At 51.3% G+C, this 13,984-nt stretch carries 17 protein-coding genes; all 17 read right to left on the bottom strand.

What is annotated here, in order from left to right:
• Nucleotides 1–50: 50 nt before the first annotated feature.
• The 17 genes from hpf to BLU03_RS08695 all read right to left on the bottom strand — a co-directional run bounded on the left by hpf (nucleotide 51) and on the right by BLU03_RS08695 (nucleotide 13,946).
• Nucleotides 51–602 (bottom strand): ribosome hibernation-promoting factor, HPF/YfiA family, encoded by a 552-nt coding sequence (gene hpf, locus BLU03_RS08775; protein ID WP_093107256.1) that lies wholly within the window; start codon nucleotides 600–602, stop codon nucleotides 51–53.
• A 152-nt stretch (nucleotides 603–754) separates the two neighbouring features.
• Nucleotides 755–1,537, bottom strand: a complete 783-nt coding sequence (gene cysQ, locus BLU03_RS08770; protein ID WP_093107254.1) for a 3'(2'),5'-bisphosphate nucleotidase CysQ — start codon at nucleotides 1,535–1,537, stop codon at nucleotides 755–757.
• A 231-nt stretch (nucleotides 1,538–1,768) separates the two neighbouring features.
• Nucleotides 1,769–2,113 carry a hypothetical protein gene (locus BLU03_RS08765; protein WP_093107252.1) on the bottom strand — a complete coding sequence of 115 codons (345 nt, stop codon included), beginning with the start codon at nucleotides 2,111–2,113 and terminating at the stop codon, nucleotides 1,769–1,771.
• Nucleotides 2,113–2,502 carry a flagellar export chaperone FliS gene (gene fliS / locus BLU03_RS08760; RefSeq protein ID WP_093107250.1) on the bottom strand — a complete coding sequence of 130 codons (390 nt, stop codon included), beginning with the start codon at nucleotides 2,500–2,502 and terminating at the stop codon, nucleotides 2,113–2,115. Before fliS ends, BLU03_RS08765 begins: the two co-directional genes overlap by 1 nt.
• Nucleotides 2,503–2,517: 15 nt before the next feature.
• The gene (fliD, locus tag BLU03_RS08755) at nucleotides 2,518–4,626 is read right to left on the bottom strand and encodes a flagellar filament capping protein FliD (RefSeq protein WP_176765450.1); all 2,109 of its coding nucleotides are present in this window, start codon (nucleotides 4,624–4,626) and stop codon (nucleotides 2,518–2,520) included.
• Nucleotides 4,627–4,897: 271 nt separating this feature from the next.
• The gene (locus BLU03_RS08750; RefSeq protein WP_093107246.1) at nucleotides 4,898–5,164 is read right to left on the bottom strand and encodes a hypothetical protein; all 267 of its coding nucleotides are present in this window, start codon (nucleotides 5,162–5,164) and stop codon (nucleotides 4,898–4,900) included.
• An 88-nt stretch (nucleotides 5,165–5,252) separates the two neighbouring features.
• Entirely contained in the window at nucleotides 5,253–6,479 is a 1,227-nt protein-coding gene (locus tag BLU03_RS08745) for a flagellin N-terminal helical domain-containing protein (RefSeq protein ID WP_093107244.1), read from the bottom strand.
• Nucleotides 6,480–6,608: 129 nt separating this feature from the next.
• Nucleotides 6,609–6,836 (bottom strand): carbon storage regulator CsrA, encoded by a 228-nt coding sequence (gene csrA / locus BLU03_RS08740; protein ID WP_093107242.1) that lies wholly within the window; start codon nucleotides 6,834–6,836, stop codon nucleotides 6,609–6,611.
• Nucleotides 6,823–7,275 carry a flagellar assembly protein FliW gene (gene fliW / locus BLU03_RS08735; RefSeq protein WP_093107240.1) on the bottom strand — a complete coding sequence of 151 codons (453 nt, stop codon included), beginning with the start codon at nucleotides 7,273–7,275 and terminating at the stop codon, nucleotides 6,823–6,825. Before fliW ends, csrA begins: the two co-directional genes overlap by 14 nt.
• Nucleotides 7,276–7,295: 20 nt before the next feature.
• On the bottom strand, nucleotides 7,296–7,847 hold the full coding sequence (locus BLU03_RS08730; protein WP_093107238.1) for a DUF6470 family protein: 552 nt from the start codon (nucleotides 7,845–7,847) through the stop codon (nucleotides 7,296–7,298).
• Between the two features lie 56 nt (nucleotides 7,848–7,903).
• Nucleotides 7,904–8,839: a flagellar hook-associated protein FlgL gene (gene flgL, locus BLU03_RS08725; protein ID WP_093107236.1), complete on the bottom strand. Its 936-nt coding sequence runs from the start codon at nucleotides 8,837–8,839 to the stop codon at nucleotides 7,904–7,906.
• Between the two features lie 9 nt (nucleotides 8,840–8,848).
• Nucleotides 8,849–10,765, bottom strand: a complete 1,917-nt coding sequence (gene flgK / locus BLU03_RS08720; protein ID WP_093107234.1) for a flagellar hook-associated protein FlgK — start codon at nucleotides 10,763–10,765, stop codon at nucleotides 8,849–8,851.
• Nucleotides 10,766–10,782: 17 nt separating this feature from the next.
• Complete coding sequence (locus tag BLU03_RS08715) at nucleotides 10,783–11,262, bottom strand: flagellar protein FlgN (RefSeq protein WP_093107232.1); 480 nt, start codon at nucleotides 11,260–11,262, stop codon at nucleotides 10,783–10,785.
• A 14-nt stretch (nucleotides 11,263–11,276) separates the two neighbouring features.
• Nucleotides 11,277–11,564 (bottom strand): flagellar biosynthesis anti-sigma factor FlgM, encoded by a 288-nt coding sequence (gene flgM, locus BLU03_RS08710; RefSeq protein ID WP_008587011.1) that lies wholly within the window; start codon nucleotides 11,562–11,564, stop codon nucleotides 11,277–11,279.
• Nucleotides 11,565–11,619: 55 nt separating this feature from the next.
• Entirely contained in the window at nucleotides 11,620–12,054 is a 435-nt protein-coding gene (locus BLU03_RS08705) for a TIGR03826 family flagellar region protein (RefSeq protein ID WP_008587009.1), read from the bottom strand.
• A 36-nt stretch (nucleotides 12,055–12,090) separates the two neighbouring features.
• Nucleotides 12,091–12,627 (bottom strand): ComF family protein, encoded by a 537-nt coding sequence (locus tag BLU03_RS08700; RefSeq protein ID WP_176765449.1) that lies wholly within the window; start codon nucleotides 12,625–12,627, stop codon nucleotides 12,091–12,093.
• A 92-nt stretch (nucleotides 12,628–12,719) separates the two neighbouring features.
• Nucleotides 12,720–13,946 carry a DEAD/DEAH box helicase gene (locus BLU03_RS08695; protein ID WP_093107228.1) on the bottom strand — a complete coding sequence of 409 codons (1,227 nt, stop codon included), beginning with the start codon at nucleotides 13,944–13,946 and terminating at the stop codon, nucleotides 12,720–12,722.
• Nucleotides 13,947–13,984: the final 38 nt, after the last annotated feature.

Here is a 13,984-nt window from a genome sequence, read left to right as displayed (position 1 = left end):
TTATCCGGTGCTCCGTTCTTCATTTCCCCGTATCACTACAAGGGGGGATATCAGGTCTCGATCAGACCGTAGCGGCCGTCACGACGTTTATATACGATGTTCGTTTCATCCGTTTCCGCATTCGTAAATACGTAGAAACTGTGTCCAAGCATATCCATCTGAAGGGCAGCTTCCTCGGAAACCATCGGCTTCAGATCGAACCGTTTCGTACGGACGATCTTCACTTCCTCATCGTCCTCCTCCAGACGATTCTGGGCGTCTCTTTCCATTTCGGCAAATACGTGTTTAGGAGCACCTTCCTGGCGAGCCTTGCGGTTCACTTTCGTTTTATGTTTACGGATTTGACGTTCTAATTTATCTACAACGAGATCGACCGCAGCGTATAGATCCGCGTTATGCTCTTCCGCCCGAAGCAGAAGGTTTTTCATCGGAACTGTCACCTCAATCGTCTGCTCTTTGTTGTAGACACTTAAGTTTACGTGGACCTCAGAAGATGGGGGAGTGTCAAAGTAACGCTCAAGTTTCGTCACCTTTTTCTCCACATAATCTCTAATAGCATCTGTCACTTCTAGGTTTTCTCCACGAATATTAAATTGGAACATATAGAAGTGTCCTCCTTTCATCCTTATATACCTTACATTCTACCATACCCCTGGCGATTCCTGCATAAACTAGCGTGAATTATCTGAAAAATGATAAAAAGGTTGGAGAACTCCTCTTATTTTGAGGTTCCCGGTTTTCACTTAAATAATATTTATCGGTTTCGGGAAGCGATAAAGGAAGGGTTTTCCAGCTCTTCCTTATTATACGTAAGATTCTTATCCGTGTTCGCGACGTGCACCGTACCTCCGGCGATTTCCACTACGGCCTGGCCGGCGGCCGTGTCCCATTCCATCGTCGGTTTAAAGCGCGGGTAGAAGTCGGCCACGCCTTCTGCGACGAGGCACAGTTTCAGCGAACTTCCGGAAGTGAGGGTATTTACGGAACTGTAGTTCTCACTTATGCGGTTGATGAAGTTCTCTTCCTCTTCCGACTGATGGGAGCGGCTTACAATCACGGTAGCCGCGTCGTTGTTCGCTTCTATCGCAGGCAGACGGAGTGCATCGAGACCGTCTTTATAGTTATCGAGGACCGACGTGAATTTATAGGCGCCTTTTTCGGCGTCGGCGACGTACAGATCCTGCAATGCCGGAGCATAGATGACCCCGTACACCGGTTTCCCTTCACGGATGAGGGCAATATTCACAGTGAACTCCCCGTTACGCTTCACGAACTCTTTCGTGCCGTCGAGCGGATCGACGAGCCAGTATTCGTCCCAGTCCTGACGCTTCGAATAGGATACCTGCGCTCCTTCCTCACTGAGGACAGGAATAGACGGGTCGTATTCCTCGAGATGCTTCACAATGACGTCGTGTGCTTTCTCGTCCGCTTTCGTAATCGGGGAGTGATCCTGTTTCTCCTCTACGTCAAAATCCGTTTCATATACGTTCATAATTTCCTGGCCTGCCCGTAAGGCAGCCTGAATTACTTCCTTCATAACCGAAACCTCCATTCTGTATGCTACGGTATCTTGTACCCTTAAACGTTATGTCTCTAACGTAAAAAAATCCCCCAATCAGGAGGAGGCCTCCTTCTTAATCAAGTTATTGTTTCTCACGAATCGCTTATCGATGGATGCTTGCCGCGGGGGGAGGTTTCAGCAGATCTATACACAAAAAAACAACACATCGCGCCCGCAGGGTTCTGAGTGTTGTTCTTCATCTCCGCTCTATTTCCTCGAGTCGAGAAACATGCCGTCCGAACCGGCTACGTTCTGATACGGGTTCGTATACTGATTTTTCGTCGACTTCTGTTTCTTATTGTTCCGCATATCCTCTTTCACGCCGGCGAAAATCATTTCCAGACGCCGGTTGATCGTTTTGTCCCGTTCGAGGACGTCTCTTACGATATGTTTCTCCGTCTCCCCGGGCTCCGGTAGTGTCTGCATCATATTCCCGCGCTTGTCGATCAGCGCTTCGATTTCACCCACCTGTTCGGAGCGGTTCAACGTCTTTCTCTGAACCACTCCTTCGAGATGGCGCGTGATGGCCGAAAATTCTTCCCACGTCGCCACTACACGTTCCCGCCCTTACTGTATTCCGCTTTCCGCGTTTGTATAAGAACTTCCTTCCACGTATCGCGGAACTCCTCGGCCAGACCCTGCACTTCGTCAAGGATTTCCCGGTCATTTTTCGTATTCGCTTCCAGCAGCCGGCGGTTCATGTATTCATACAGCGGCAGAATCTGCTGGCTGATGTCGTACGACGGATCGGTCGTTATAATCAGTTCCTGAACGATACGCTGTGCTTTCTGGATATTCAGGTTCTTCTTCTCTATGTCGTTGTTCTCCATTGCTTTGCCGGATACTTTTATGAACTTGATGCATCCGTTGTACAGTTTCAGTACGAGCTCGCCCTGGGACGCTGTCTCCACTGTGTTGTTTTCGTACGCCTGGATGGACATGTAATTCCCCCTCTGTTAATAGCTGAAATTCTGCATAATGTAGGCCGACTGCTGATTCATCTTCTGAATCGCTTTCTCCATCGCCCCGAACTCTCTCCAGTATCTGTCTTCAATTTGATTCAGCCTGTTTTCAAAATCGCTCATTTCTTCCTTCAGCCCTTTAAGATCTTTCCCGATGGAATACTGGTTCTGCGACTGGAACTGGTTGCCGGCTTTATCGGTAATCTTCTCCATCGTCTGCAGCGTAGAGTCGTAGACGCGTTGAACGATCCCCTTCCTGCCGTAGTCCTCATCCGATGAGGTGAACAGCTTCTCCACCGACTCCGGGTCTTCCTGAATCGCTTTTTTCAGTTCGGCTTCATTTATTTTAAGTTTGCCACCCTCCAGGTAATTGGAGGTGGTCGTAATACCGATGCGCGAAAGCTGCTGGAACTCCGAACTGATCTCGGGATTACTAACAGGCGTATAGAATCCCTGACGCATCTCGCTTAAGGCACTCCGGATCGTCCGGTCATTCCGAAGCAGGCCGCTCTGGGCTTTCTCATCCCACAGCTCTCCCTGTTTATCCGTCATCGCTTCCCGTTCCTCGTCGCTCAGCGGCTTGTAGTCCCGGTAAAACTCTTCACTCACTTTATCGTTCAGAAATTCAATCGTTTCGTTATATTTATCGACGAAGTTCTTAATGTTTTCAAATACGGTTTCCGTATCGTTGCTGACGGATAAATTCACTCCGGACGTTCCCGGGTTGTTCGTCCCCGATGCCCCGAACGTGTCCTTCAGATTGAACGTAACGCCGTTCATGGAAAAATTGTTGGACGACCGCTCCGTCTGCAGGCCGTTCAGCTCCAGCTTCGCGTTATCCCCGCCTGTTTCTTCCACACCTTCGAACAACAGCCCGTTGTTTATAAATGAGCCGGACGTGAAAATTTCCTGATGATCGGCGCTCTGTCCATACCCCGCACTCCCTGACCCCTGGCCGTTGAAGTTACCGGTCTCGGTGCGACTGACACTCATCTGGCCGGTGAAGTCATCAAAAAACATGCGGACGCCGGTGTCGGCATCATTTACGTCTTTGACGAAGTCGTTCACCGAATCGGAGCCTTGAATGAAAAACAGTTCCTCTTTCGGTCTGTCCGACGTATGGGCGCCGAGGGAAGAGGTCGTATAGTTCTCCTGGTACGTGAACGTCACTTCCGCTTTTGCCTCCACTGCCTCATTGAACGTTATTTTCCCGCTTCCGGCATCGAGTTTTCCAAGGACCGCATCTTTCGCTTCGTTCCATATGTCTCCGTTCGCATCGGTCGTATAGGTCGCCGTTCCGGAAGCCCCGCCCACGGTTACCGTCAGACTATCCGGAACAATCGCCTCTTTTTTCAAGGTAAAGGAATCCGTATCGGCTCCTGTGACGGAACTCTCCACCGCCCGATCGGCTACGTAGGACACTTCAAGCCGGGCTTTCGACTCGAGCGGAGTGGCAAAACTCAGTTCTCCGGTGGAAGCGTCCACCATGACCGAATTCTCGTCAAGCTCCGCTTCCGTAGCTACGATATCGAACCGTTTCCCGTCCACTTTCACCATCATCTCGGACAGCGGATTCTGAATCGAAGCTCCTTCTTTCAGGGGAACAGTCGGAGTCGCCGTCGCTTCCCCGATCGAAGTCGAATACTTCTCGACGCTTCCCGTCTGCCACGTCCAGCTGCCACTCGTGGCAAGACTTCCGCTGGCTTCCAGTTCTGCAAATGACTGGGAGGCGCTGATCTGGTCTTTTGCATTGAACAGACTGCCACTGTTTACTTTCGTTGCAGAAGTCGCGAGCTGCGATACGGACTGGAGTGAGTAGCCCGTCTCGGAAGCGGCAGAAGTGGCAGTAATGCTGGCCAGATTCTCATGCGTAGAAGAAGTGGTGCGGGCCCGGTACGCTCCAGATAATTTCATGTTCACCAGTTCTTCACGGAAGCCGAGCAGTTTCGTGTTCACTTCCCGGTAGTCATCCCTTTTCCACTCGAGGGAGGTCTGTTCCTGTTCCATCTTCTTCAGCGGCATGCGCTCCGCTTTCATTAGATCACTGATGATTTTATCGGTATCCATTCCGGAGGCGAGTCCCCCGATTCTCATATCACTCATCATTTCACCTGCTTAGTTTTTAGGATTGGCGATGTCTTTCGTTATGGTATGTATCGGCTTAAAACAGGAAAAGTTAAGAGGAAAGGGGAGGGAGAGAATAATCAAAAAACAGGCTATCAAGAATAAGTTCTCAATAGCCTGCTTAATAAAACTAGAGGTTTAATATTTGTGTTCTAACATGTCAAACGTCATGGCATATACTTGATTTTACTGTTAGTTCAACTAATCGCCCTTTATTGTTTATTTCTCTCGATTATAATTAAAATACAAGTCAATTACTTCTGATTAACGTTAGTAACTCTTCTAAATTCATAACATTTGTAAACTTCCTGTTATTATAGTCTAACGTTAAGTCGTAATATTTTATTATTCCCCTTCTATCCAAATCATTTATGTAATTATTAGTTTCTTGAAGTGATTCACTTTCCTTGCTGGCTATTATTTTTAAAAAAGCACTTACACCATTACCTTGCCAAAGTTCCACTTCAAACCAATGATCTTTACTATCTATTGTTTCATTTAAAATTAATATCATCATATGCACACCCCTTGCACACCCCTCAAAATTAATTTGTAATATAAAAGAGACCCTAGTACAGCTAGAGTCTCTGATAAATGATTCAATATTAACGAAGAAGCTGCAGCACTCCTTGCGGCTGCTGGTTCGCTTTTGCAAGCATAGCCTGAGAGGCTTGAGAAAGGATACTTTGTTTCGTCTGATTCATCATTTCCTTCGCCATGTCCACATCACGGATACGGGATTCCGCCGCAGTCAGGTTCTCAGAAGATGTGTTCAGGTTGTTGATTGAGTGATCCAAACGGTTTTGAGTCGCACCCAGTTTAGAACGTTCTGCAGAAACTCCGTCAATAGCTTTCTGTATAGTTGTAATTGCCTGGGCTGCTCCTTCGTGTGAAGTCACGTCTAGAGCCTGTTCTTGGATTTCGTTATCTGTCCCATTAGTAACACCAAATTTCGTGTCAGCTCCCGTAGTTGTAAGGCCTAGTGCATTAGCTCTCATATCAGAAATTTCTAAAGTAAGACTTTGATTCTCATTAGCTCCAATCTGAAATTGAAGCGCTTCGCCATCTCCATCTTGTCCGCTACTCAAATTTGTTTCAGCTTGACCTGTATTAACAGTTGCAGATCCTTGACCCGAGGCAACACTAACACTCACTAATTTCGAGGCGTCAGCATCTGCATTAATAGCGTTAGCGATCTCATCGTTTGTGGCTGCTGTTACACTACCACCACTGTATGCTAGAGTAACGGTTATCTTATTGTTCGTCACAGATACTCCAAAATCACTGTCAGAAGTAGGCGTTATTATTTCAATACTAGCATCGTTTCCTGCTGCTCCTGGTTCTTTAGCAGTAACTGTGAGGTCACCTAAAGTCGCTGTAGCCTTTACAGCTCCATCTCCCCCACCTTCTACTTTACCGCCATTTAATAATTTTTGAGTATTAAATTCAGTAGTATTACCAATACGGTTGATTTCAGATGTTAACTGATTAACTTCTTTTTGAATTTCTTCACGGTCAGTCGTTGTATTAGTGTCATTTCCAGCTTGTACCGCTAATTCACGCATTCTTTGAAGAATATCTTGTGTTTCATTCAAAGCACCTTCCGCTGTTTGAATTAGCGAATTTGCATCTTGAGCATTTGCTGAAGATTGATCTAATCCACGCACTTGAGCTCTCATTTTCTCGGAGATCACAAGACCTGCTGCATCATCTTTCGCACTGTTAATACGGAGACCTGACGACAGTTTCTCCATGGAATTCTGTTGTGCATTGTTCGCACTGTTCAACTGACGGTGAGTGTTTAAAGCTGCAATGTTGTGATTAATACGCATAATTAGTATCCTCCCTGATTTTAGATTCCACGTCCTTGTGGAATAGTTAAGATGTGTTGCCAAAGGAAAAGCCGGCCGACTTAAGTGTTTGGCTTTACACTTATTATATCGGCCGGCTTTTTCGATTGTTTACTCTTTTTGACTTCTTTTTAACAGATTCATCAAATCATCCGAAGCCGCAGCTGCGGCTCTGTTCTCTTCCTGGATGGCTATGTAAATCTCTTTACGGTGAATGTCCAGATGTGACGGGGCGTCGATGCCGATGCGCACCTGGTTCCCTTCGACGGACACCACTTTGATTTCGATGTCATCCCCGATCGTGATCGACTCGCTTTCTTTCCGGTTAAGGATTAACATGCTCATCCCCCGCTTTCTGATCGGCGATTCCGTGTTTCGTATGATACCAACTGCTGTTTAAAATCAGCTGCTTCGCCTGATTCGTCCGCTTGTTGATGACGACGGGCGCCTGCAGGTTAATCGTCGACTCGCGGAAGGGGTCCCTCACCGTAAGGACGCAGTATAGCTCCACGTCCTCCGGCGTCTCCAGCTGCAGCTCCGCTTTCGAATTTTCGTCTATATCAAACTCGTAGTCTTTAAAAAATAAATACGGGTTCGCTGTGACGAAAGCCGTCTCTTTTTCCCCGACCGCCTGCAGAACCGAGTACATCGGCGCATCCGGCAGCGGTAACAGGATAAATTCGTTGATGTGCCTGAATCCCGGCAGTCCCTGAGAGAAATGCACGATTTCTTTCTCCTCCACTTCCACTTCTCCGAAATATTTCATTGCCACTTTCATAAAATCCTCACCTTTGTTTCTCATATTTTCCAATCAATCGTAACACGCGGGTACTGCGCCAGAGAAATGTCCACACGCCCGGGCTGATAGCTGAATTCAGGAGGTTTCGCAGTTGTGGTTATGACCGGGTCGTTCCGCTTCACGTCAATCTCCGCAGGACGCGCTTCATACGTCACGTTTACCAGGTCATGCACCGGCTTGCTCCCCGGGTTATAAGCGATTTCCCATACGGCGTTCTGTTTCGCATGAGCGGCTATCGGGTTCCCCTGATTCTCTATCCTCATCAGCTCGTCCCCTTCCCGGGCGACGCGACCGAGCCCCTTCATCCAGTCCTGCTGACCGAAGTCCGCAGCCAGATCCGTCCGCTCCGCTGACGAATAGAACTGCAGGTTATGCCAAGCGGTGGTCTGATCAATTGAAAGTTTTCCCGGCCGCTGCCTGATGGTCACGTCCGCCGGCGGCTGCGCGATGCGCTGTTCAGCTTTTGGCTGACGTATAGTCAGCTCCGCGTTATGCGTTCGTACCTCGAGTCTCGCCTGCTGCGTGTTCACTTCCATTCTCGGCATCATCATACCCGTACCCCTCTCTTTTGTTATAAAAAAGAGCGCCTGGCAATTTCAGGTGCTCCTTAACGCAGAAAGTCCATAAGTGTCGGCTGAATGATCCTTGCTCCCGCTCCCATGGCGGCTCTTAGTACGCTTTCTTCCGTTTTCAGGTTCGTAATCACTTTTTCCATTTCGGCATCTTCATTATTGGACAAAACCCGGGTAGCGATGATCTCCTGCGTGCCGAGCCGGTCTTTGACGAGATCTCTTCGGTTCATCCGGGCACCAAGGTCGGCCCGCTCGTCAATGATAGTATTCACGTGCTCGTCGATGCTTTCAAGATAGCTGTTTAACTCTTCCTCATGCGTCCCCGGATTCCTCAGGTCAGCCGAGAGCTGCTGTAACGTATCGAACAGCTGACGTCCATCCTCATCCGTGTTCCCGCCTCCGAACACCTTCGTGCCGTCGACGTTCGCCTGCAGAGGAATGCCTTTTGATACTTCAATCGTGACGGGCGTACTGTTCACCGGCAGTCGTACTTCCCCGGTTTCTCCGGTCGCGGGGTCCGTCGCCTGCCGCGCGTCCATCGGGGCGGTGAGCGTATCGGTTCCATTGAAAAGGTATTTGCCGTTCGCCTGCGTGTTGCCGATATCCCTGAGGTGGCCGGCCAGCTGTTCGATTTCCTTGGCGATACTCTCCCGGCTCTGCTCGCCGTTCGTATCGTTACTGGCCTGCACCGTCAGCTCGCGTACGCGCTGCATAGCTTTCGTCGCTTTATCGAGTGCCGCATCCGAGCTGTCCATCCAGTTGTACACTTCGCCGATGTTGCGCTGGAACTGGCCGATTTTCGTGAGCTCGGAGCGGTAGTTGATGCCCTGCATGGCCACTACCGGGTCATCCGACGGTCGGCTGATCTTTTTGCCGGTAGTCAGCTGATCCTGGTATTTGCCCATACTTTCGTAACTCTTACTCATATTGCGCAGCATGTTACTCGAAAGCATCCCCTGCGTAATTCTCATTCTTCATCCCTACCTTCCGACGACGCCCATCTGGTTAATGACGCGGTCCAGCATTTCATCAATAGCAGTTATATTCCTCGAAGAAGCATTGTAAGCGTGCTGAAACTTGATCATGTTCGTCATTTCTTCATCGAGGGAGACCTGACTGACCGAAAACCGCCGGTTCTGGACGGAATCCCGGAGCGTCTGTATATTGTCGCTCATCCGTCCCGCTTCCTGCGTCTCCACAGCCATTCCGCCGATCATCCCTTCGTAAAAGGTACTGACGGTCGCCCCTTCGCCGAGAAGTCCATCCACCTTGTCCCGGAGGGCAGCGAGGTCCCGGGCATTGTCCCCGTCTCCGACACTTGTCGAATTGGCCGCTGCGATCATTCCGGCGTTCTTCTTAATCACACCGGTTATATCAAGTGCAGAAGCGAGCCCTCTGTACACACCGCCTGTATCCGGGTAGGAGTTTCCGTAGGAGAAGAAATCCGTCGTCGCTGACGGTCCCCCTTCCAGTCCGGCACTCTCCGCGTCGTTATGTTCGGCGTTGAACTGCGTCGCAAACGAGGTGGCCAGCTTATCGAGATCATCAAGCATGGAAGCGTAACTTCCCTCCTGCTCGTTACTCCCTTCGACCGTCCCTTGTAATCCGGCACCTTCCGCTCCCTCACCCGTAACGGTTAGCGCCGCACTGCGGCCGGCCGCTTCCGAGCGGACGAGGAGCCGCTGCTCCCCGTCCTGGATAAGTACTTCCGCTTCGAGACCTTCCTCTTTGCTGATCCGAGCCGCTATTTCTTCCATCGTTTCTTTCCCCGAAGAAGCGATTTCCACCGTCTCTCCCTGGTCGACTTCTCCGTCTTCGTTCACAAAAGATCCGGTAAGGGTAAGCGTTCCTTCAGGGAATGGCGCTCCGCCTGTTTCCTTATTGACAGGGAAAGCGTCCGATACCATAACCGCGCTGCTCTGAGGCGTGGCCGTTACCGTACCCGCAAGATCGGCGAGACCTTTCAGTTTGCCGGGGGAAGGTAATGTATGGAAGTCGAGAGACGCGGTCTCCCCGTCCGAATGCAACACGCGGAGAGAGTCGAAAGCGATTCGGCCGTCCGTTTCCCGGTAGTCCACGGAAAGCGAGCTCGCCGGGGCGCCGCCTGCATCCACGAGCGCCGGCGCTCCATCAAGGGGACGCCCGAGAGCATCGGCAAGACGCACCGTTGCCAGGCCGTCCGCTATGTCTTTGGAGGAGGCGGCACTCTTTTCATACGACACGTCTATACTGACGATCTCCGACAGGTCGTCGATGAGACGGTCGCGCTGATCGTACAGATCGTTAGGAAGCTGACCGTGCGGCTCCACGTTGCCGATCTGCCGGTTGAGCTGATCGATCTGCTGGAGGATAGAGTTGGCATTCTTCACCGTAATGTCCGCTTCCCGTTTCGCGTCCCGCTGCAGCGTCTGTATCGAATTCGACAGGTAGTTGAACGTCTCGGCCACGGCTTTGCCGCGCTCTTTCACGACAGCACGGGCACCGGCGTCCTCCGGGTTCACCGCAAGATCCTGCAGCGACTGCCAGAACCGGTCCATCGTTTTTGCGAGACCCTGGTCCGTCGGTTCGTTCATAACGTCTTCCATTTTGCCGAGTCCGTTTTCAAGAGCGTCGTAATATCCGAGCTTCTTCGCCTCGGACCGGAACTGCTCATCAAGAAAAGCTTCACGTACGCGCTGGACGCTTCCGGCCTGTACGCCGCTTCCCATCTGTCCGGCGAATTCGAGACGGTTCCTGGATCCTGATGGGAAAGCGCCCGTCTGTTCCATATTGACGCGCTGCCGACTGTAGCCGTCGGTGTTGGCGTTCGATATATTATGACCGGTCGTATAAAGCGCGGATTGCTGGGTGAACAGTCCGCGCTTGGCTACTTCCAGTCCATGAAAGGTGGACATCATAGTTATTCCTCTTTTCCTTACGCCTTCGAATCGAAGATGGACCTGTTCGAGTGCGCCGGTTTCTCTTCGCTGCCGTAATTCAGATTCGCGAGTTCGGGCTTAAGAAGGTCGAGTGAGAGATTGATGAACTGCAGCGACTGTTTCGTCAGTTCCCCGTTCAGCCGCTCCTGATGTTTAAGGTCGGCCAGTACGAGGATCATCGCCTCATACTCTTCATTCAGCTGCTCGTGTTCCTCCCCTTCCAGGTGCGTCAGCATATCGCTGATCGTCTGCTGATCTTCCGTCCCCTGCCGGGCGTACCAGTCGTTTACGTGCTCCTGCCGCCCTTTTTCCACTTTCTGAACCGCCTGGATATGCTTCTTCTCCTCAAGGTCCAGCTGCCGGAGCTTCGGCGTATCGTTCGCCTTCAGCGCCTCCGTCTTTTCCTTCGAGACGTAAAGCAGACTTCTGTGCAGCTTTACGAGACGCTTCATGTCGGATATTATCGGTTCGATCATAACGTACGGCTCCTTTATTCTCCTTCAGAGAAGAAATTGATCATTTTTCTGGCAATGACAGAAGGGTCCGCTTTGTACGTACCGTTCTCCACCTGCAGCTTCAGTTCCTCAAGACGTTCCTTACGGGCTTCCGGAAGTTTCCCCGCCTCCTGCATCGACTTGGCGGCATCGGAGATTTCCAGCCTGTCCTGATTCGGCTGCGCCTGCACCTGTTTCTGCTGTTGCGCCTGTTTTTGATACGGGTTCCAATTCGTCTGATTCGTTCCGTTGATTCTCATCCGACTCACCTCTTTTCTGTTCATTCCGTAGCCTTCTTCTTTATTATATCGGCAAAATCATGAGAAAGTTAAGCGGAAATCACCGCTTTTTACGATCTATCGAGTAGTAGGAACTCCGGATGATCTCAGGCTCCTCTTCCCGGTGGTTCCGATTTTCGCGTGCTTTTTCATTTCTGTCGATCTTAGCAAGAGCCTCGTTCAGTTCCTTGCTGCACGAGGCGCACAGCCGTCCCTGCCGGATCGCTCCCCCGCACCGCTCGCACGCGTACGACAGACCGGGGAAGTTCATCGGGTGCAGCCGCCTGTCTTTTACGAACTTACGGATCTGCTTTTCTTCAACTCCTGTGGCCTCCGCGATCACATCGGCGGTCGCTGCTCTGTTTTCCCGCTCACGCAGAAATTTGTAAACGGCGCGGTAGTCCAGCTCTTCGCGGTTGCGGCACGTCTCACAGAACGTATGCGTTCGTTTCATAAAAAGTCCGCCGCATCGCGAACAATTCGCCGGTTCTGCCATATATTCCACTCCCTGTACGTCTTTCTTCTATTATCGTCAGGAATGGAAAAGCGTTAAGCCCCGGACGGAATCGGCTCCGTTTTCTTTCAGTACGGCTGCCGCCTGCTTCATCGTCGTGCCCGTCGTATAGATATCATCGATCAAAAGCAGATTCCCCCGCACTTGCTGTACGGGAAGAAAAGGATTGGCGCCTCTTTCCCGTTCCTGTTTCGATTTCTTCGCCTGTTTTTCGGAGTGGGACCGTTTCAGGTACGGCCGCGGTCTCTTCATCAGAAGTTCGGTGATCGCTTCTGCCTGATTGAAACCCCGTTCTTCGACACGTACATCACTGAGCGGCACCGGCACAGCTTTCCCTCTCACAAAGTAAGGAAGGAAGACGGACATCGAAGCAATCAGCTCATAGTCCCCGCGATATTTGAATCGGGCCATCCACTCTTTCGCAAAATCGTTGTAGAAAAGAAGGGAGGTGTTCGAGAGGAGCGCAGAGTCATGCCGGCAGTCGGGACACGTTTCGCTGTAGCGCGGGTTGCAGCAGCGCGGACACCCTTCCGTGATGACTTCAAAACCGTTCATACACTCCTCGCATAAACGTGACGGCCGACCGGGGAGGAAAGCATTTCGCCAGTCCGTTTTCGGATGAACCGGCTGAAAGCAGTAGACACACTTCATGTATTGTATCCCCTTTTATTCATCTTTTTAATCGCATCCCGTGCTGCTATAACAGCATCGGTCTTCCCTTCCATATAAAAGCGCACGTCTCCGTCCGGGTCATCGGAGCTTCTGCCCGCACGCCCCGCAATCTGTACGAGAGCCGCTTCGTCGAACACGTCATGACCGGCATCGATGACGTACACGTCCACCGACGGAAAAGTCACGCCGCGTTCGAGAATCGTCGTCGTCACAAGTGTGTGGATCTTACAGTTACGGAAGGCGTCGATCACCTCTTCGCGTTCCGGTGTGTCCGAGTGGACGTGAGGAACACAGAGTTCAGCCGCGATTTCCTCGGCCCTTGAAATCGTGGGAGCGAATATAAGCAGCTGACGGTCTCCTGCTTCGATGTGCGGAAGTTTCTTTCGGATGCGGGGAAATAAGTGGAACATGGGTACCGGCAGCGGGTGCCCGTGGTAGCGTACCGGCACGAATACTTTCGGAATATTTTTCTGTTTTCTCCCCGGCGTCGCTGTCAGGTGAATGATAGCGGCATCCGGTTTCGCTGCCTCCCGGGCAGCCCGTTGGAGGGAAGGGTCGTTGTGGTAGGGGAAAGCGTCCACTTCATCGATGAAAAGGACGTCGAAAGCCTGTTTGTAACGATAGAGCTGATGGGTCGTACTTAAAACGACAGGAGTGTAGGTGACCTGAGCGGAGTGGCCGCCATATAAAGCGGCGGCCGGTACGCCGGGGAACGCTTGCCGGAGGCGGGGGTACAGCTCCCGAACGACGTCAGCCCGCGGTGTGGCGATACATACCCGCTCTCCCCGGGCGAGTGCCGCTTCGATGCCGGGGAAGATCATTTCGGTTTTTCCGGCGCCGCAGACGGCGTGGACGAGCAGCTGCCCTCTTCTTATGACAGTATTCTTTATTTCGTCTGCCGCATGCTGCTGGTGACGGGTGAGGGCCCCTTCCCACTTCAGAGTATCCGGAATCGGCAGCTGCACCGAGGAAGGCATTTCGTACAGGACTTCGCAGGACGCAACACGTCCCATCAGGATGCAGTTGCGGCAATAGAGGCACTTCTTCCCGCACGCCGCATGCGGGAAACGCGCAAACTTGTACCGTGCTTTATTACCGCAGCGCTGGCACTGCCTGCGGATAATACCCGGGTGAGCCGGGAGTGTGGACGGATCGATATAATCCGGTAGTTCCTGTTTTAGGAGCCATTGGCCGCTGAACATGTAAATCCCCCTTTGTTTGTACGTAACGGTAGTAAAAA

The organism is Salimicrobium album (assembly GCF_900107115.1).
GTDB classification, from domain to species: Bacteria; Bacillota; Bacilli; order Bacillales; family Halobacillaceae; genus Salimicrobium; species Salimicrobium album.
This window is presented reverse-complemented; position numbering and strand designations above follow the sequence as displayed.

What these genes read in the sequence shown, in the direction of transcription:
- BLU03_RS08750 (WP_093107246.1), bottom strand. Translation starts at nt 5,164, where the DNA reads ATGATGATATTAATTTTAAATGAAACAATAGATAGTAAAGATCATTGG.
- BLU03_RS08705 (WP_008587009.1), bottom strand. Translation starts at nt 12,054, where the DNA reads ATGGCAGAACCGGCGAATTGTTCGCGATGCGGCGGACTTTTTATGAAA.
- flgM (WP_008587011.1), bottom strand. Translation starts at nt 11,564, where the DNA reads ATGAACAGAAAAGAGGTGAGTCGGATGAGAATCAACGGAACGAATCAG.
- fliD (WP_176765450.1), bottom strand. Translation starts at nt 4,626, where the DNA reads ATGAGTGATATGAGAATCGGGGGACTCGCCTCCGGAATGGATACCGAT.
- csrA (WP_093107242.1), bottom strand. Translation starts at nt 6,836, where the DNA reads ATGTTAATCCTTAACCGGAAAGAAAGCGAGTCGATCACGATCGGGGAT.
- flgK (WP_093107234.1), bottom strand. Translation starts at nt 10,765, where the DNA reads ATGATGTCCACCTTTCATGGACTGGAAGTAGCCAAGCGCGGACTGTTC.
- BLU03_RS08730 (WP_093107238.1), bottom strand. Translation starts at nt 7,847, where the DNA reads ATGATGATGCCGAGAATGGAAGTGAACACGCAGCAGGCGAGACTCGAG.
- fliS (WP_093107250.1), bottom strand. Translation starts at nt 2,502, where the DNA reads ATGTCCATCCAGGCGTACGAAAACAACACAGTGGAGACAGCGTCCCAG.
- BLU03_RS08745 (WP_093107244.1), bottom strand. Translation starts at nt 6,479, where the DNA reads ATGCGTATTAATCACAACATTGCAGCTTTAAACACTCACCGTCAGTTG.
- BLU03_RS08715 (WP_093107232.1), bottom strand. Translation starts at nt 11,262, where the DNA reads ATGATCGAACCGATAATATCCGACATGAAGCGTCTCGTAAAGCTGCAC.
- flgL (WP_093107236.1), bottom strand. Translation starts at nt 8,839, where the DNA reads ATGAGAATTACGCAGGGGATGCTTTCGAGTAACATGCTGCGCAATATG.
- BLU03_RS08695 (WP_093107228.1), bottom strand. Translation starts at nt 13,946, where the DNA reads ATGTTCAGCGGCCAATGGCTCCTAAAACAGGAACTACCGGATTATATC.
- cysQ (WP_093107254.1), bottom strand. Translation starts at nt 1,537, where the DNA reads ATGAAGGAAGTAATTCAGGCTGCCTTACGGGCAGGCCAGGAAATTATG.
- hpf (WP_093107256.1), bottom strand. Translation starts at nt 602, where the DNA reads ATGTTCCAATTTAATATTCGTGGAGAAAACCTAGAAGTGACAGATGCT.
- BLU03_RS08700 (WP_176765449.1), bottom strand. Translation starts at nt 12,627, where the DNA reads ATGAACGGTTTTGAAGTCATCACGGAAGGGTGTCCGCGCTGCTGCAAC.
- fliW (WP_093107240.1), bottom strand. Translation starts at nt 7,275, where the DNA reads ATGAAAGTGGCAATGAAATATTTCGGAGAAGTGGAAGTGGAGGAGAAA.